Here is a 16051-nt window from a genome sequence, read left to right on the forward strand (position 1 = left end):
CGGGTGCTCGCGGAGTGTTCCGAAAATCCTCTGGAGTTCCGTGAAAATCTTGGTTTCACGACCGGGTGGCCGGGTACGGAACGCTGGGGATCAGGAGAGATGCCGGGCGGAAGAGCTGCCGGTACTGCACGGTCGACTAGGATCCATTGCAGCCCCACCTCCTCCGGCCTGTCCCCGCTGGGGGAAAACGAGCACGCCTCTACCGGCGTGGCCGACGGCTCACCATACCAGGCACCCAAAGCGTCACAGCGCTCCTTTGCCCATTTCATACGCGCTCTATGCTCGGCTCATGGTCGATGTACTGGGGCTGGTCGAGGCGCGGCTGCGCATGTCCTTCGGGGAGCCCGACGCGCGCGCGGCGATCACCTTCCTCGGGACCGAGCGCATCGAGGTGCTCCGTTTCCGCGACGTCCGCGACGTCCGCGACGTCCGCGACGTCCCCGACGTCCACGGCGGGAACGACGGGGCACTGGTGCGCTACGTGACGCTCGGCATGTCCCGTGCACCGATGAACGACCCGGCCGGTTCCTCGGCCGGCGCCGGCCCCTCGACCTTCGCGGCGCCCCTGTCGGTCTCCGTCGCCGATCCCGTGCGCGGACCGCGGGCCGAACTCGTGCTCACCCTGCGCGCCGGGAGCGGCGCCGACATCGACCAGGTGCTGCGCCCGCTCGCCGTGCTGGCCGCCTCGCCCCAGGTCGAGGGAGTGGTCGTGGCGCCCGGCAACTCCCTGGACGTCGGCGAACCCCTGTGGCCCGGCGCCGCGTTCTCCGCCGTCCTGGTCGCCGAGCCCGGCGGCCTGGTCGAGGACCTCGACCTCGATCCGCCGATGGACCCGGTCCGCTTCTTCCCGCTGCTGCCCATGACGGCCAACGAGGCCGCCTGGAAGCGCGTGCGCGGCGCCGGGCCGTTGCAGGAACGGTGGCTGCGGGCCGGCACCGACCTGCGCGACCCGATGCGCGCTTCGGTGCCGCTGTCCGACTGACGGCCGTGCCGCGCCGGTGCGTTGCGCCGTCGCGTCGGGCCCGCGAGCGCCACGCTGCCGGACCCGGACGGGTGATCGTCCTTGACGCGGGCACGCCGTGGTAGGACCGTGGGGCGGTATGAGGGGCGAACCCAGTTGCCCGAAGTGCGGTGGACGGGTCCGCGCGCCCGGCCTCTTCGCCGACTCCTGGCAGTGCGACGAGCACGGCGCCGTGTACCCGCTGCAGCCCGTCGTACCACCCAGTGTCGAGGCGCTCGGCGTCGTCGTCAGCCGGGCCCACGTCCCGGTGTGGATGCCCTGGCCGTTGCCGGTCGGCTGGCTCTTCAGCGGTGTCGCGTCCGCGGGGGACGACCGCAGCGGCGGCCGGGCGACCGCGGTCGCCTGCTCCGGCCCCGGGCCGCTCGGCGGGCCGGGGGAGATGGTGCTGGTCGCGGAGGAACTGGGCGTCGGTCTCGGCGCGCGGTTCGCGGGCATCGCGGGGCCCGATCCCGGGCCGCAGATGTGCATCGGCAAGCCGCCGGCGGCGAAGGTGGTCGCCGCGGGGCGGCCGACCCCCCTGTGGCACGTGACGGGCACCCCGCTGGACCGGGCCGTGTTCGCCGGGGAATCGTTCGGCCTGTGGCTGTGGGCGATCGTCTGGCCCGAGGAGTCCGGGCTGCTCATCTACGACGAGCTGATACTGACCGATCTGCGCGAGGCCGGTGCCGAGATCGACCTGGTTCCGTGCGGGGCGCTCTCCCCCCGCCTGCTCTCCTGAGATTCCGAGGCTCGCCGGACAGTTATCCTGGTAATCGCAAGACCGCCGCCCCCTGGCGGCCGGCACCGAGTACCGAGAGCCCTGGAGTGACGTTCGTGCGCATCGACCTGCACACCCACTCCACCGCGTCCGACGGCACGGACACCCCGGCCGGGCTGGTCCGCGCCGCGGCCGCCGCGGGGCTCGACGTGGTCGCCCTCACGGACCACGACACGGTGGGCGGGTACGCCGAGGCCGGGAAGGCGCTCGACGAACTGCACGCCTCCGGCGACAGCGGCCTGACCCTGGTGACCGGCGCAGAGCTGTCCTGCCGGCACGACGGCGTGAGCATGCACATGCTCGCCTACCTCTTCGACCCGCTGGAGCCGGAGCTGTACCGCGAGCGCGAGCTCGTCCGCGACGACCGGACCCCCCGCGCGCAGGCCATGGTGGCCAAACTCCGCGAGTACGGCGTGCCGGTGACGTGGGAACAGGTGGCCCGCATCGCGGGCGACGGCGCCGTGGGCCGCCCGCACATCGCGCAGGCGCTGATCGACGCGGGCCTGGTGGACAGCATCTCCGAGGCGTTCACCCCCGAGTGGATAGGCCCCGGCGGCCGCGCCTACGTGCAGAAGCACGAACTGGACCCCTTCGCGGCGATCCGCCTGGTCAAGAACGCCGGCGGGGTCGTCGTCTTCGCCCACCCCGCCGCCGTCAAACGCGGGGCGGTCGTCCCGGAGAGCATGATCCAGGAGCTGGCCGCCGCCGGGCTGGACGGCATCGAGGTCGACCACATGGACCACGACGAGTCCACCCGCGCCCGGCTGCGCCACCTCGCCGCCGAGCTGGGGCTGCTGGCCACCGGCTCCAGCGACTACCACGGCACGCGCAAGACCTGCCGGCTCGGTGAGCACACCACCGACCCCGACGTCTACCGCGAGATCGTCCGCCGGGCGACCGGCGCGGCTCCGCTCACCCCTCCCGCACACCGCTAGGCCCATGGATCTCTTCTCCCTGACCCTGTTCGGGTCCGTGTTCGTCACGCTGTTCGTGATCATGGACCCGCCCGGCATCACGCCGATCTTCCTCGCCCTCACCTCCGGCCGCGCGGCCAAGGTCCAGCGCCGCATGGCCTGGCAGGCCGCCTCGGTCGCGCTGGGCGTCGTCACCGTCTTCGGGATCTGCGGCCAGCAGATCCTGGACTACCTGCACGTCTCGGTGCCCGCCCTGATGATCGCCGGCGGGCTGCTCCTGCTGCTCATCGCGCTCGACCTGCTCACCGGCAAGGCGGACGAGCCGACCCAGACCAAGGACGTCAACGTCGCGCTGGTGCCGCTGGGCATGCCGCTGCTCGCCGGGCCGGGCGCGATCGTGACGGTGATCCTCGCCGTGCAGCGCGCACACGGCTTCGGTGAACAGGTGTCGGTGTGGATCGCCATCGCCGCCATGCACGTCGTGCTCTGGCTGACGATGCGTTACTCATTGGTGATCATCCGTCTGATCAAGGACGGCGGCGTGGTGCTGGTCACCCGGCTGTCCGGCATGCTGCTGTCCGCGATCGCGGTGCAGCAGATCGCCAACGGCGTCTTCGGCTTCATCCGCGGCGAGGGCTGACGGTCCGTCTCCCGTCGTGCGGGCACGACGAGGGCCCCGCAGCCGCAGCGTACGGGGCCCTTCCGCGGGGTCCGTCAGGCCAGCTCGACCGGGCGGATGTAGATGCGCTGGCCGATCGCGGCGGCCTGCTGAACGATCTGATCGACGGAGGCGGCGTCCACGACCGTGCAGTCGACGGCGCGACCGTCCTGGTCGTTGAGGCGCATGATCTCGAAGCGCATGGTCTTCATGGCTTCTCCCTTCGTCCGGGCACTCCTCCATTGGAGTACGGGGCTGCTTCGCAGCCGTTACCTGCGTGGGTCATTCATGTATCCACAACTGTTGCCGCGGCGAAAACCTTCCCTGTCCTAAGGAAAATCTTCCGGCCGTCTTCTACCTGCCGGTAACAACGGTCCGTGGTGGCCCGGGTTCCGGTTGTGTGTGCGGACCGGGGCGCCGGACAATGTGAGTTCTATGGAAGACGAAGCCCTTTCCGCCATCGCCGCCGGCATCGAGCGCACCAACGAGCTCCTGCAACGGGTCCTCGCCGAGGTCGCCACGACCCCGGCGACCCACGCTGTGTTCGTGGACGCCGGGTACGTGTACGCCGCCGCCGGCCGCCTCGTCGCGGGCACCGAGGACCGCAGGGCTTTCGAACTCGACGCCGAGGGGATCATCGAGGCCTTCATCGACCGGGCCCGCAAGCTGTTCCCGGACAGCCGGCTGCTGCGGGTCTACTGGTACGACGGGGCCCGCCGCCGCATCCACAGCGCCGAGCAGGAACGCATCGCCGAGCTGCCCGACGTCAAGGTGCGGCTGGGCAACCTCAACGCCAGCCGGCAGCAGAAGGGCGTCGACTCGCTGATCCGCAGCGACCTGGAGTCGCTGGCCCGGCACCGGGCGATCTCCGACGCCGTGCTGATCGGCGGCGACGAGGACCTGGTCTCGGCGGTCGAGGCCGCCCAGGGCTACGGCGCCCGCGTCCACCTGTGGGGCATCGAGGCCGCCGACGGACGCAACCAGGCCGACCCCCTGCTCTGGGAGGTCGACAGCCTGCGCACGCTCGACCTGGACTTCTGCAAGCCGTACATCACCCGGCGCACGTCGCCGATCTACGGCGACGCGCCCATCCCCACCGGCCCCATCCCCACCCGCGAGGACGTGCACTTCGTGGGGGCCCGGGTCGCCTCCCAGTGGCTGGCCACCCGCGGCCGCGACTCCCTGGCCGAGCTGCTGCCCGGCCACCCCTACCTGCCGCCCGCCTACGACCAGGAACTGCTCGTCGAGGCCGAGGGCATGCTCAACATCTCCCTGCGCGGCCACGCCGACCTGCGGCGCGTCCTGCGCGACGGCTTCTGGGAGCACCTGCAGGCCAGGCTCTAAGCCCTGTCGGCACCGCCCGCGGGCTCCCCGGTCCAGAAACCGACGAGGGCCGCGGCCGTCTCCGCCGTCCGCTCCGTGTTGGGCGAGTGCTCCGCGCCCTCGATGACCACCCGCCGGGCGCCCAGCCGGGCAGCCATCCCGTCCATCCACGGCACCGGCCACGCGTGGTCGACCGCGCCGGACAGCACCAGGGTGCGCAGCCCCACCGCCGCGAGTTCCGCCACCCGGTCCGGCTCCGCGATCAGCTGCCTGCCGGTCGCCGTCAGCTGCTCCGGCACGGTCCGCAGCCACCGCTGGTGCAGGAACTCCTCGATCTCGCCGGAAGCGCCCGCGGTTCCTGCTGTTCCTTCGAGGTCCTGGGCGTCCAGCTCGCGCATCCGCCGCCACACGCTCTCCATGTCCATCACGGACAGCGCCTCCAGCAGCAGCTTCGTGCGCGCCTGCTGGGCCGACTCGATCGCCGCGGGGCCGGAACTCATCAGGGTCAGGGACGCCCACGGCAGACCGTTCCCCGAGGCCGCGGCCGCGATCGCCGCGGCGCGCACCACCAGGCCGCCCATCGAGTGCCCCAGCAGATGGACCGGGCCGGTGTCCGGGCCCAGCGCGGCGGTCTGCGCGAGGACGTCGGCTGCCAGCTCGCCCTGCGCGTACGCCGCCTCGTCCCGCGGGCCCACCGACTCGTTCTGGCCCCGGCCGTCCACGGCGACCGCGCGGAAGCCCGCCGCGGCCAGCGGCGTCAGCAGCGCGAGGAAGTCCTCCTTGCTGCCGGTGAAGCCGGGCACCAGCAGCGCCGTGCCGCGCCGCGGGGTCCCCGCCGGCGGGACCGACTCCAGGACGGCGAAGCGACCGCGCTCGGTGGACAGCGGATGCGCGGTGACGTTCTCGGGCAGCGTCAGAAACGGCGGTCGGCTCATGCGCCGAGGCTATCCGCGGCGGGTTTCCGTCGTGCGACGTGTCCGCCACGACCGTGGCGCGCGACGGCGAACGGCCGGGCACCGCGGAGGGTGCCCGGCCGTTCGCCGTCGTTCTCGTCTCCCGGCAGTGCCGGGTGGGGTGCGTCAGCCCGCCGTCTCGGCGTCCGCGGGCTTGGCCGTGCGGGTACGGCGCCGGCGGCGCGGGGCCTTGGCCTCGCCGCCCTCGCCCTCGGCAGCGGTCACGCCGTCCGCGACCGCGACCTCGGCGGTCTGCGCCGGAGCCTCGGCCGTGGCACCGGCGGCGGCACGCGTGCGGCGGCGGCGCGGCGCGGCGGGCGCCTCGGCGGCGGCCGTCTCCTCGCCCACCGGAGCGGCGGTCGTGGCCGTTGCCGCGGACTCCGCACCCGTGCGGGTACGGCGCCGGCGGCGCGGCGCCGGACGCTCCCCGGCCGGTGCGCCCTCGGCGGTGTCGAGCACGGCCTCGGCGGTCTGCTCGGCGCCGGCGGCGCCCTCCGCCAGCGGGCTCCCGCCACGGGTGCGGCGACGCTGGCGCGGGGCACGGGTGCGGGCCGGCCGCTCCTCGGTCTCGGCCACGGGAGCGGCCGACTTGCGGCCGCCACGACCACGGCCGCGGCCGCCGGTCTCGCCCAGGTCCTCGATCTCCTCCGCGTCGAGCCCGGCACGGGTGCGCTCCGCGCGCGGCAGGACGCCCTTGGTGCCCTGCGGGATGCCCAGCAGCTCGTAGAGGTGGGACGAGGTGGAGTAGGTCTCCTCCGGGTCGTTGAACGGCAGGTCCAGCGCCTTGTTGATCAGCTGCCAGCGCGGGATGTCGTCCCAGTCGACCAGGGTGATCGCGGTGCCGGACGCGCCCGCGCGGCCGGTGCGGCCGATGCGGTGGAGGTAGGTCTTCTCGTCCTCCGGCGTCTGGTAGTTGATCACGTGCGTGACGCCCTCGACGTCGATGCCGCGGGCGGCGACGTCGGTGCAGACCAGTACGTCGACCTTGCCGTTGCGGAAGGCGCGCAGCGCCTGCTCGCGGGCGCCCTGGCCGAGGTCGCCGTGGACGGCGCCCGAGGCGAAGCCGCGCTGCTCCAGCTGCTCCGCCAGGTCGGCCGCGGTGCGCTTGGTGCGGCAGAAGATCATCGCCAGGCCGCGGCTCTCGGCCTGGAGGATGCGGGAGACGAGCTCCGGCTTGTCCAGGGAGTGCGCACGGAAGATGTGCTGGGTGGTGTTGGCGACGGTCGCGCCCTCGTCGTCCGGCGAGGTGGCGCGGATGTGCGTGGGCTGCGACATGTAGCGGCGGGCCAGGCCGATCACGGCGCCCGGCATCGTCGCGGAGAAGAGCATGGTCTGCCGCTTGACCGGCAGCATGTTGATGATCTTCTCGACGTCGGGGAGGAAGCCGAGGTCGAGCATCTCGTCGGCCTCGTCGAGCACCAGCGCGCGCACATTGCGGAGGCTGAGCTTCTTCTGGCCGGCGAGGTCCAGCAGCCGTCCCGGAGTGCCGACGACGACCTCGACGCCCTTCTTCAGGGCCTCGACCTGCGGCTCGTAGGCGCGGCCGCCGTAGATGGCCAGCACGCGGACGTTGCGCACCTTGCCGGCGGTCAGCAGGTCGTTGGTGACCTGCTGGCACAGCTCGCGGGTGGGGACGATCACCAGGGCCTGCGGGCCGTCGACGACGTCCTCGGGGCGGGCGCGGCCGGCCTCGACGTCGACCGGGACGACGACGCGCTCGAGCAGCGGGAGACCGAAGCCCAGGGTCTTTCCGGTGCCGGTCTTGGCCTGGCCGATCACGTCGTTGCCCGCCAGGGCGACCGGGAGGGTCATCTCCTGGATCGGGAAGGGGGTGACGATGCCCACGGCTTCGAGGGCCTCGGCGGTTTCGGGGAGAATCCCCAGGTCACGGAAGGTCATGGTGGTGGTCAGGATGCTGCCTCTTCTGTTTCTGGGCGCGGCGCCGTGCTGTGAAGCGGGGAGGGTCGAACGCAGGGAACTGCGCTGACCGCGCGGGGTGTCGTACGGCCATGGGCGGCCGAGGTGCGCGGGACCGCTGCCCTCGCGTGCGCCGCGAAGTGGGCCCCTCCCCAGACGCGGGGAGGGCGGTCGGTAGGAGCCGATCGGGCCACCGACCGGGCATCCATTTGTGCTCGTTCACAAATTACCCGCCGGTTCACCTGGCGGGCTCATACCACTGTACCCCGGAATCACACAGCCGAGGTGGTCCGATTTCCGGGATGCGGGACGGGACCCCCGGGGACTTCCGCGTGGCGGGGTCGTACGGGATGGTTGCCGGGCTGGTGGGGTTGGCTATTGTGCGCACCATGGAGACGCCTGAGACCCCCGCCGAGACCCCCGACGCTCCCACCATCGCGGCCCAGGACTGGGCCGCCGCGTCCGCCGATCCCCAGTACCGCGCCGCGGTGGTGGATCTGCTGGGGGCGCTCGCCTACGGGGAGCTGGCCGCGTTCGAGCGGCTGGCGGAGGACGCGAAGCTCGCGCCGTCCCTGGAGGACAAGGCGGAGCTCGCCGCGATGGCGTCCGCCGAGTTCCACCACTTCGCGCAGCTGCGCGACCGCCTGTCGGCGATCGAGGCGGCCCCGACCCAGGCGATGGAGCCCTTCGCGGCGGCGCTGGACGAGTTCCACCGCCAGACCGCGCCCTCGGACTGGCTGGAGGGCCTGGTCAAGGCCTACGTGGGCGACTCGATCGCCTCCGACTTCTACCGCGAGGTCGCGGCCCGGCTGGACACCGACACCCGTGAGCTCGTGCTCGCCGTGCTCGACGACACCGGCCACGCCTCCTTCGCCGTGGAGAAGGTGCGCTCGGCGATCGAGGCCGACCCGCGGCTCGGCGGCCGGCTCGCGCTGTGGGCGCGACGGCTGATGGGCGAGGCCCTCTCGCAGGCGCAGCGGGTGGTCGCCGACCGGGACGCGCTCTCCACGATGCTGGTGGGCGGCGTGGCCGACGGTTTCGACCTCGCCGAGGTCGGCCGGATGTTCACCCGGATCACCGAGGCCCACACCAAGCGCATGGCCGCCCTGGGCCTGTCCGCTTGATCGAGGGCTCGGTTCGCCTCCGGACTCCGGGGGACCTACGCGGGGCGGGGCGCCGGCCGGCGGCGTTCCGCCCGGGGCCGGCGGACCAGCACCGACAGCAGCGCGGCCGCCACGGCCACGGACAGCGTCAGGTTGAGCGGGAAGAGCGCGGAGCCGAGCACCGTACGGGCGATGGAACCGCCGACGAGGGCGGCGACAGGGCCGGTGACCAGCGCGAACGGTGTCGCGGGAAGGCGGCGCCGGGGGAGCAGCCTGGTCGCGGCCCACGCGACGACGAGCCCGGCGGCGGCGAACGCGATCGTTTCCCACAGCATGCGGCGGCCCCTCCCTGAGGTGACGGTCGCTCCGGGTCCTACCCCTCCGGAAGGGAACGCGAAACGGCGGGCCACCCCCCTCGTGAGGGTGACCCGCCGTCGTGCTCCGTAGCCGGGTCCGGCTAGAGCTGGGCCCCGAAGCCCACGCGGCGCTGGGCGGGCTCGCCGATCTCCACGTAGGCCAGCCGGTCGGCCGGGACGAGCACGCGCTTGCCCTGCTCGTCGGTGAGGCTGAGCAGCTTGCCGGTGCCCGTGAGGGCCTCGGCGACGGCCTTCTCGACTTCCTCGGCCGTCTGCCCGCTCTCGATGCTGATCTCACGCGGCGCGTGCTGCACGCCGATCTTGACCTCCACGGCTTTCGTCCCTCCGAACGGTCTGCGGTGTGCGCGGTGATTCGCGCCGTACGCAGGACACATTAGCCGCGCCCGCGCCCCGCCGATCGGCCGACGGGCACGCCCTCAGCGAACAGTCAGTGCTCGGTGCCGTGCAGCGGGAAGCCGGCGATGCCGCGCCAGGCCAGTGAGGTCAGCAGTTGCACCGCTGTGTCCCGGGGCATGGAGCTGCCGCTGGAGAGCCAGTAGCGGGCCACCACCTGGGAGACGCCGCCGAGGCCCACGGCCAGCAGCATCGACTGCTCCGTCGCCAGCCCGGTGTCCTCGGCGATGACCTCGCAGATCGCCTCGGCGCACTGCAGCGAGACCTTGTCGACGCGCTCGCGCACCGCCGGCTCGTTGGTGAGGTCCGACTCGAAGACCAGCCGGAAGGCACCGCCCTCGTCCTCCACGTACGCGAAGTAGGCGTCCATGGTCGCGGACACGCGCTGCTTGTTGTCCGTGGTGGAGGCCAGGGCCGTGCGCACCGCGTCCAGCAGGGCCTCGCAGTGCTGGTCCAGCAGGGCCAGGTAGAGGTCCAGCTTGCCGGGGAAGTGCTGGTAGAGCACGGGTTTGCTCACGCCCGCCCGCTCGGCGATGTCGTCCATCGCGGCGGCGTGGTAGCCCTGGGCGACGAACACCTCCTGGGCCGCGCCCAGCAGCTGGTTACGCCGGGCCCGGCGCGGCAGGCGTGTGCCGCGAGGGCGCGCCTCAGTCCGCTCGATGGCTGTCACGCCGCCTCCCAAGTGATGTCGTTCTGCGCTGCGGGTGCCATCGTACTTTTCGGTAGTGGGGCCATGCGCTGTGCGAACGCACATTCTCACCAAGTGGAACTCACCGGTAGTCGTCCTCGTCGAGTTCCACCACCCGCCGTTGCTCCGCGACATCCGCCGGATCGGCGTCGTCGGGCCGTTCGGTGATCGGGACATCGCGGTGCTGCAGCAGCTCGAGGTGCTGCTCGGCGATGTCGTACTCGGGGGCCTCGATGTCGGCCTCCGTGTCCTCCAGGTCGTCGGTGATGTCGGTGAGGTCGGTGATCTCGGCGAGGTCACCGTTGAATGTCTCGATGTCGTCGGACACGGGCACCTCCCTTCCTGTCCGGAATCGGTGGTCCCCGGTATTCGCGGGGGGACCACCCGGCCGCCAGCGCTGTTCTCGCTTCGTCCGTCTGTTTCCCCTTGTTCCCCTCTTGCGAGCGTAGGAGACGTCATCGGCCCCCGCAGAGTGACGGGAGGGGCGAAAAAATCCGGGCGGCGCGTGTGAGGGCGAACACACAAGCGTACGCGTGATCGTCTCGTAACATTGCCCCATGTCCTCGACGGAGTCCCCAGAAGCCGCACTTGCCGCCGTGCCTCTGCCGCCTTCGGGGCCGAGAGCCGGGGACGGCGAGAGCGTGCGCGTGGTGTCCCTGCCCGGCCTGACACTGACCGTCCGATCGCGTGCCGACGAGGACGAGGGGCTGGCCCCCGCACTCTTCGTGCACGGTCTGGGCGGCTCCTCCCTGAACTGGTCGGTGCTGATGGGCGTGCTGTCGGACCGGGTCCGCGGCGAGGCCCTCGACCTGCCCGGATTCGGCTACTCGCCGCCGCCCGACGACGGCAACTACTCGATCGGGGGGCACGCGCGCGCCGTCGTGCGCCTGGTGGAGACCTCCGGGCGCGGTCCGGTGCACCTCTTCGGCAATTCCCTGGGCGGCGCGGTGGCCACCAAGGTGGCCGCCGCCCGGCCCGACCTCGTCCGCACCCTCACCCTGATCTCGCCCGCCCTGCCCGAGGTGCCGCCGCAGCGCAGCGCCTGGCCGACCGGCATCCTCGGGGTGCCCGGCGTGGCCGCGCTCTTCACCCGGGCGACCCGGGACTGGACGGTGGACCGGCGCACCCAGCAGCTGCTCGCGCTCTGTTACGGCGACCCGCGGAAGGTGACGGAGGAGGCCTTCACCGCGCACTCCAAGGAGTACGAGCGGCGGCTGGCCCTTCCCTACTTCTGGGACGCGCTGACGCGTTCCGCGCGCGGCATCATCGACGCCTACACGCTGGGCGGGCAGCACAATCTGTGGCGGCAGGCCGAGCGCGTGCTGGCGCCGACGCTGCTGGTGTACGGAGGGCGGGACAGGCTCGTCGCCCCCCGGATGGCGTACCGTGCCGCGCGTACCTTCCGGGACGCGAGGCTGCTGCTGCTCCCCGACAGCGGGCACGTCGCGATGATGGAGCACCCGGACGCGGTGTCGCGGGCCTTCCGCGAGCTGCTGGACGCCACGGACACGGACGCGCGGACGGATCACTGACGGCATGGGCAGGCACAGCGCACCGGGCGGCCGCGACGGCCGCCGCGACGACACGACCGGCGGCATATCCGGCGGCTCGGGCAACGGGCGCCGCAGGCGCGGCGGCCCGACCACCACGGTGCCGCCGCGTCCGGCCGGGCCGGGCACCCCGGCTCCCGGCGGCTGGGACGGCTTCCGGCCCGGTGACACCGCCAGGGACCGCCAGGAGGGCTCCGGGCACGGGCACCCGGAGCACCGGGAGCACTCCGCCTGGGGCCGGTCCGGCTCCTGGGCCCCGCCGCGCACCCCGCGGGGCACACGGCCGGCGGATCTCGCGGACTCGGCGCTGGTGCCGGAGGACCTGCAGGCCACGGACGACCCCGCCGACGCTGCCGACCCCGCCGATACCGACGGCCGGCGGGCCGGGCTGCTGCCGCGCCAGCGCACGGCCCCGCCTCCGCCCGGGCGGCGAATACCCGGCCCGCGGAAGGACTTCGTCGCGGCGTTCGACGCCGCCGCGCCGCCGGCCCCCGGGTCGCCGGACGAGGCCGCCGACGGCGACGCCGACGATGCCGAGGACGCTCCGAAGAAGGGCTCCAAGGGGCGCGCGTTCACCGGAACGGCCGCAGCCGCGGTGGTCACCGTCCTGGCCGTCGTGGTGGCCGGGCAGTTGTACGGCGGCCACGACGGGAAGCGTGCGGCCGCGGCCGGCACCGCCGAGGCGTCCCGGGCGGCGGAGGACTCCGCGTCCCGGTCCCAGGACCGGGCGACCCCCTCGACCTCGCCCTCCGTCGCCGCCGCGCCGCTCACCTACGACCAGGCGATGGCCCGGCAGTACCCGCTCGGCAAGGACCTGCACCTGGGCGGCGCCTTCCAGACCGTCGGCGGCCACCAGAAGGCGCCCGGCGGCGGCACGCTGCTGCGCGTGCGGGTCGACGTCGAGAAGGGCCTGCCGCTGGACGGCCGGCTCTTCGCCGACGCGGTCTTCACGACGCTGAACGACAAACGGAGTTGGGCGCACGACGGAGCCCGCACCTTCGAGCGCGTGTCATCGGGGCACGCGGACATCGTCATTACCCTGGCGAGTCCCGGAACCACCGCGAAGGTGTGCGCGGAATCCGGTCTGGACACGACAGTTGACAATGTGTCATGTGACGCGGCGTCCACTCCGCGCACCATGATCAACGCCTTCCGCTGGGCGCAGGGGTCCACGACCTACGGCCCGGCGAGGATGCACGCCTACCGCCAGATGCTGATCAACCACGAGGTGGGGCACCGGCTCGGCCACAACCACGTGCTGTGCCCGAAGAACGGGGCCCTCGCCCCGGTGATGATGCAGCAGACCAAGTTCCTCACCATCGACGGGCTGACCTGCAAGCCGAACGCCTGGCCCTACCCCCGTGGATAGATTTTTGACATCCAGCGATTCATCGTTCAATGTTTGCGGCATGCCACCGCACAGTCCTGCCACTGACGCCGACGCCAGCTTCGAGCTGGCGCTCATCGGCGTGGCCGGGCAGAGCGTGGCCGACATTGCGTGTCGCCCTTCCACGGTGCCGGGCGCGTAACGGGAATCTCCCCTTCACCGCCCCCGGAGCCATCAGCCCGTGGGCGCAGTGCTTGACGCACGTATTTCACCGGTCCTCCTGACAGGACTGTTCGCCGCTGCCTGCGGGCCTCATCCGCCCCGCCCCTCACCTCGCAGCCGCGAAAGGTCTCCTTGATGTCCAAGTTGTCCGTCACACCCCGCCGCCTCGCCGCGGCCGCCGTCGTCCTGGCGATCACCGGTGGCGCCGCCGCGTGCGGCCCGGAGGAGAACGGGGCCAAGGCGACCGGCGGCGGCAAGGCCGCCAAGGGCGGCACCCTCTACGTCCTCAACCAGTCGCCGCAGGAGGACTTCGACCCCGCCCGGCTCTACACCTCCGGCGGCGGCAACATACCCGGCCTGGTCTTCCGCACCCTGACCACGCGCAACCGCGAGGACGGCGCCCCCGGCGCCAAGGTCGTCCCGGACCTGGCCACGGACACCGGCACGCCGAACGCGGACGCCACCGTCTGGACGTACCACCTCAAGGACGGCCTGAAGTACGAGGACGGTTCGGCCATCACCACCGCCGACATCAAGTACGGCATCGAGCGGTCCTTCGCCGGCGAGCTGTCCGGCGGCGCCCCGTACCTGCGGGACTGGCTGATCGGCGGCACGGACTACCAGGGCCCCTACAAGGACAAGGGCGGCCTGGACTCCATCGAGACCCCGGACGCGAAGACCATCGTCTTCCACCTGAACAAGCCCGAGGGCGACTTCCCGTTCCTGGCCACCCAGACCTCCTTCGCCCCGGTGCCGCAGGCCAAGGACACCGGCACCAAGTACGAGACCCACCCGTTCTCCTCCGGCCCCTACAAGGTCGTGACGAACCAGAACGACGGGCAGCACCTGGTCCTGGAACGCAACACCCACTGGGACCCGAAGACCGACGCGGAGCGCAAGGCCTACCCGGACACGATCGACGTCCAGTCCGGCCTCGCCGCCGCCGTGATCAACCAGCGGCTGTCCTCCGGCGCAGGCAAGGACGCGGCCGCCGTCACCACCGACACCAACCTCACCGCCGCCGAGCTCGCGAAGATCACCGGCGACAAGGAGCTGGCGAGCCGGGTCGGCACGGGCCACTTCGGCTACACCGACTACATCGCCTTCAACCCGAAGGTGAAGCCCTTCGACAACCCGAAGGTGCGCCAGGCCATCGCCTACGCGACCGACCGCACCACCGTCGTCAACGCCCTGGGCGGCTCCTCCCTCGCCGAGGCCGCCACCACCTTCCTGCCGGCCCAGAAGTCCTTCGGCTACGCCCCGTACGACCCGTTCCCCGCGGGCGCGAACGGCAACGCCGCCAAGGCCAAGGAGCTGCTGAAGGAGGCCGGTTACCCCAACGGCCTGACCGTCACCCTCTCCCACGACTCCAGCACCGGTGACGAGCAGGGCCCGGAGGTCGCCACCGCCCTGCAGGACGCGCTGAAGAAGGCCGGCATCACGGTCAAGCTCGACGGTCTGGAGTCCAGCGCCTACAGCGAGAAGATCCACGGAGTGAAGACCGAGCCCGGCTTCTTCCTCACCGGCTGGGGCGCCGACTGGCCGTCCGGTGGCCCCTTCCTGGCCCCGATCTTCGACGGACGGCAGATCGTCAAGGACGGCTACAACTACAACAACGCGCAGCTGGACGACCCGGCGGTGAACAAGGAGATCGACGAGATCAACAAGCTCACCGACCTCCAGGCCGCCGCCACCCGCTGGGGCGCGCTGGACAAGAAGATCGGTGAGCAGGCGCTGACCGTGCCGCTGGTGCACCCCGTCTACAAGCGCCTGTACGGCAAGGACGTCAAGAACGTCGTCATCAGCGACTGGACCGGTGTCCTCGACGTCGCGCAGGTCGCGGTCAAGTGACCACCACCGACGTACTGGTGACGCCCGGCGCGGCCTCGGACAACTCCGAGGCCGCGCCGGGCGCCCGGCAGGTCTGGCGACGGCTGCGCGCCCAGCGCGCGGCCCTCGCCGGGGTCGCCGTGATCGCCCTGCTGGTCCTGGTGGCCCTCGCGGCCCCGCTGCTCGCCGCCCTGGAGGGGCAGGACCCGGACGCGTACCACGCCTCGGCCGTCGACTCCGCCCTCGGCGGCGTCCCGCTCGGCTCCTTCGGCGGCGTGAGCGCCCACCACTGGCTCGGTGTCGAACCCGGCACCGGCCGCGACCTGTTCGCCCGGCTCGTCCTCGGCGCCCGGATCTCGCTCGGCATCGGTGTCGGCGCCACCGTCGTGCAGGTGGTCATCGGCGTCGCCGTCGGCCTGGCCGCCGGACTCGGCAACCGCGCGCTGGACGGTCTGCTCAGCCGGACCACCGACGTGATGCTCGCGCTGCCCACGCTGGTCTTCTCGATCGCGCTGCTGGCGATCGTCCCCGCCGGGTTCCCGCGCCCGGTGCTGCTGATCCTCGTCCTCGGCCTGCTCGGCTGGGGCGGCACCTCCCGCATCGTCCGCGCCCAGACCCTGAGCCTCAAGTCCCTGGACTACGTGGCCGCCGCCCGGCTCGGCGGGGCCGGCCGCTGGCGGGTCGCCCGCCGCGAGCTGCTGCCGTCGCTGGCCGCGCCGGTGGTGACGTACACCGCGCTCCTGGTGCCGGGCAACATCGCCGCCGAGGCGGGGCTGTCCTTCCTCGGCATCGGTGTGAAGCCGCCCACGCCCTCCTGGGGGCAGATGCTGTCCTCGGCCACCACCTGGTACCAGGCCGATCCCACGTACGTGCTGCTGCCCGCCGGGCTGATCTTCGTCACCGTGCTGGCGTTCACCGCGCTCGGCGACGGGGTCCGCACCGCGCTCGACCCGCGGGCGGCCAGCCGGATCCGCGTGCTCGCACGGCGGCGGCGGAAGAAGGCGGATTCCTGATGGCC

At 72.5% G+C, this 16051-nt stretch carries 18 protein-coding genes; 11 read left to right on the plus strand and 7 right to left on the minus strand.

Features of this window, described 5'->3' with window-relative positions:
• The first annotated feature begins 289 nt into the window (after positions 1–289).
• From ACFYXS_RS07020 to ACFYXS_RS07035, 4 genes are all read left to right on the plus strand, one after another.
• Positions 290–982, plus strand: coding sequence for a suppressor of fused domain protein (locus ACFYXS_RS07020; RefSeq protein WP_389244772.1), 693 nt, complete (start codon positions 290–292; stop codon positions 980–982).
• 118 nt (positions 983–1100) lie between these two features.
• A complete protein-coding gene (locus ACFYXS_RS07025; protein WP_389244774.1) occupies positions 1101–1739 on the plus strand; it encodes a DUF6758 family protein in 639 nt (212 codons plus the stop codon).
• Between the two features lie 95 nt (positions 1740–1834).
• Complete coding sequence (locus tag ACFYXS_RS07030) at positions 1835–2713, plus strand: PHP domain-containing protein (RefSeq protein ID WP_389244776.1); 879 nt, start codon at positions 1835–1837, stop codon at positions 2711–2713.
• Between the two features lie 4 nt (positions 2714–2717).
• Complete coding sequence (locus ACFYXS_RS07035; protein ID WP_389244778.1) at positions 2718–3332, plus strand: MarC family protein; 615 nt, start codon at positions 2718–2720, stop codon at positions 3330–3332.
• Between the two features lie 74 nt (positions 3333–3406).
• Here the strand turns inward: ACFYXS_RS07035 and ACFYXS_RS07040 are convergent, their stop codons facing one another.
• A complete protein-coding gene (locus tag ACFYXS_RS07040) occupies positions 3407–3562 on the minus strand; it encodes a hypothetical protein (RefSeq protein WP_319665580.1) in 156 nt (51 codons plus the stop codon).
• Between the two features lie 223 nt (positions 3563–3785).
• On the opposite strand from ACFYXS_RS07040, the gene ACFYXS_RS07045 reads away from it, so the two are divergent.
• Complete coding sequence (locus tag ACFYXS_RS07045; protein ID WP_389244780.1) at positions 3786–4694, plus strand: NYN domain-containing protein; 909 nt, start codon at positions 3786–3788, stop codon at positions 4692–4694.
• Here ACFYXS_RS07045 and ACFYXS_RS07050 read toward each other — a convergent pair.
• Positions 4691–5608: an alpha/beta fold hydrolase gene (locus tag ACFYXS_RS07050; RefSeq protein ID WP_389244782.1), complete on the minus strand. Its 918-nt coding sequence runs from the start codon at positions 5606–5608 to the stop codon at positions 4691–4693. The genes ACFYXS_RS07045 and ACFYXS_RS07050 overlap by 4 nt on opposite strands.
• Positions 5609–5752: 144 nt before the next feature.
• Positions 5753–7525: a DEAD/DEAH box helicase gene (locus tag ACFYXS_RS07055; protein ID WP_389244784.1), complete on the minus strand. Its 1773-nt coding sequence runs from the start codon at positions 7523–7525 to the stop codon at positions 5753–5755.
• 407 nt (positions 7526–7932) lie between these two features.
• On the opposite strand from ACFYXS_RS07055, the gene ACFYXS_RS07060 reads away from it, so the two are divergent.
• A complete protein-coding gene (locus tag ACFYXS_RS07060) occupies positions 7933–8667 on the plus strand; it encodes a ferritin-like fold-containing protein (protein ID WP_319665121.1) in 735 nt (244 codons plus the stop codon).
• A gap of 35 nt (positions 8668–8702) precedes the next feature.
• On the opposite strand, the gene ACFYXS_RS07065 is transcribed toward ACFYXS_RS07060, so the two are convergent.
• The 4 genes from ACFYXS_RS07065 to ACFYXS_RS07080 all read right to left on the minus strand — a co-directional run bounded on the left by ACFYXS_RS07065 (position 8703) and on the right by ACFYXS_RS07080 (position 10432).
• Positions 8703–8981 (minus strand): hypothetical protein, encoded by a 279-nt coding sequence (locus ACFYXS_RS07065; protein ID WP_389244787.1) that lies wholly within the window; start codon positions 8979–8981, stop codon positions 8703–8705.
• A gap of 122 nt (positions 8982–9103) precedes the next feature.
• Positions 9104–9334 (minus strand): DUF3107 domain-containing protein, encoded by a 231-nt coding sequence (locus ACFYXS_RS07070; RefSeq protein WP_319665118.1) that lies wholly within the window; start codon positions 9332–9334, stop codon positions 9104–9106.
• A gap of 116 nt (positions 9335–9450) precedes the next feature.
• A complete protein-coding gene (locus ACFYXS_RS07075) occupies positions 9451–10086 on the minus strand; it encodes a TetR/AcrR family transcriptional regulator (RefSeq protein ID WP_389244789.1) in 636 nt (211 codons plus the stop codon).
• A gap of 100 nt (positions 10087–10186) precedes the next feature.
• Entirely contained in the window at positions 10187–10432 is a 246-nt protein-coding gene (locus ACFYXS_RS07080) for a hypothetical protein (protein ID WP_389244791.1), read from the minus strand.
• 229 nt (positions 10433–10661) lie between these two features.
• Here ACFYXS_RS07080 and ACFYXS_RS07085 point away from each other — a divergent pair, with 229 nt between their 5' ends.
• From ACFYXS_RS07085 to ACFYXS_RS07105, 5 genes are all read left to right on the plus strand, one after another.
• Entirely contained in the window at positions 10662–11636 is a 975-nt protein-coding gene (locus ACFYXS_RS07085; protein ID WP_389244793.1) for an alpha/beta fold hydrolase, read from the plus strand.
• Positions 11637–11640: 4 nt separating this feature from the next.
• On the plus strand, positions 11641–13023 hold the full coding sequence (locus tag ACFYXS_RS07090) for a DUF3152 domain-containing protein (protein ID WP_389244795.1): 1383 nt from the start codon (positions 11641–11643) through the stop codon (positions 13021–13023).
• Between the two features lie 40 nt (positions 13024–13063).
• Positions 13064–13183, plus strand: a complete 120-nt coding sequence (locus tag ACFYXS_RS07095) for an Ms4533A family Cys-rich leader peptide (RefSeq protein ID WP_389245788.1) — start codon at positions 13064–13066, stop codon at positions 13181–13183.
• A 155-nt stretch (positions 13184–13338) separates the two neighbouring features.
• The gene (locus ACFYXS_RS07100) at positions 13339–15054 is read left to right on the plus strand and encodes an ABC transporter substrate-binding protein (protein ID WP_389244797.1); all 1716 of its coding nucleotides are present in this window, start codon (positions 13339–13341) and stop codon (positions 15052–15054) included.
• Positions 15051–16046, plus strand: a complete 996-nt coding sequence (locus tag ACFYXS_RS07105; protein WP_389244799.1) for an ABC transporter permease — start codon at positions 15051–15053, stop codon at positions 16044–16046. Before ACFYXS_RS07100 ends, ACFYXS_RS07105 begins: the two co-directional genes overlap by 4 nt.
• Positions 16047–16051 lie beyond the last annotated feature (5 nt).

The sequence above is a fragment of the Streptomyces sp. NPDC002574 genome (genome assembly GCF_042889545.1).
In the GTDB taxonomy this organism is placed as follows: Bacteria; Actinomycetota; Actinomycetes; order Streptomycetales; family Streptomycetaceae; genus Actinacidiphila.

Excerpts from the sequence above, each read along its gene's own strand:
- ACFYXS_RS07020 (WP_389244772.1), top strand. The coding sequence starts at position 290 with ATGGTCGATGTACTGGGGCTGGTCGAGGCGCGGCTGCGCATGTCCTTC.
- ACFYXS_RS07025 (WP_389244774.1), top strand. The coding sequence starts at position 1,101 with ATGAGGGGCGAACCCAGTTGCCCGAAGTGCGGTGGACGGGTCCGCGCG.
- ACFYXS_RS07035 (WP_389244778.1), top strand. The coding sequence starts at position 2,718 with ATGGATCTCTTCTCCCTGACCCTGTTCGGGTCCGTGTTCGTCACGCTG.
- ACFYXS_RS07040 (WP_319665580.1), bottom strand. The coding sequence starts at position 3,562 with ATGAAGACCATGCGCTTCGAGATCATGCGCCTCAACGACCAGGACGGT.
- ACFYXS_RS07045 (WP_389244780.1), top strand. The coding sequence starts at position 3,786 with ATGGAAGACGAAGCCCTTTCCGCCATCGCCGCCGGCATCGAGCGCACC.
- ACFYXS_RS07050 (WP_389244782.1), bottom strand. The coding sequence starts at position 5,608 with ATGAGCCGACCGCCGTTTCTGACGCTGCCCGAGAACGTCACCGCGCAT.
- ACFYXS_RS07055 (WP_389244784.1), bottom strand. The coding sequence starts at position 7,525 with ATGACCTTCCGTGACCTGGGGATTCTCCCCGAAACCGCCGAGGCCCTC.
- ACFYXS_RS07060 (WP_319665121.1), top strand. The coding sequence starts at position 7,933 with ATGGAGACGCCTGAGACCCCCGCCGAGACCCCCGACGCTCCCACCATC.
- ACFYXS_RS07065 (WP_389244787.1), bottom strand. The coding sequence starts at position 8,981 with ATGCTGTGGGAAACGATCGCGTTCGCCGCCGCCGGGCTCGTCGTCGCG.
- ACFYXS_RS07085 (WP_389244793.1), top strand. The coding sequence starts at position 10,662 with ATGTCCTCGACGGAGTCCCCAGAAGCCGCACTTGCCGCCGTGCCTCTG.
- ACFYXS_RS07090 (WP_389244795.1), top strand. The coding sequence starts at position 11,641 with ATGGGCAGGCACAGCGCACCGGGCGGCCGCGACGGCCGCCGCGACGAC.
- ACFYXS_RS07095 (WP_389245788.1), top strand. The coding sequence starts at position 13,064 with ATGCCACCGCACAGTCCTGCCACTGACGCCGACGCCAGCTTCGAGCTG.
- ACFYXS_RS07100 (WP_389244797.1), top strand. The coding sequence starts at position 13,339 with ATGTCCAAGTTGTCCGTCACACCCCGCCGCCTCGCCGCGGCCGCCGTC.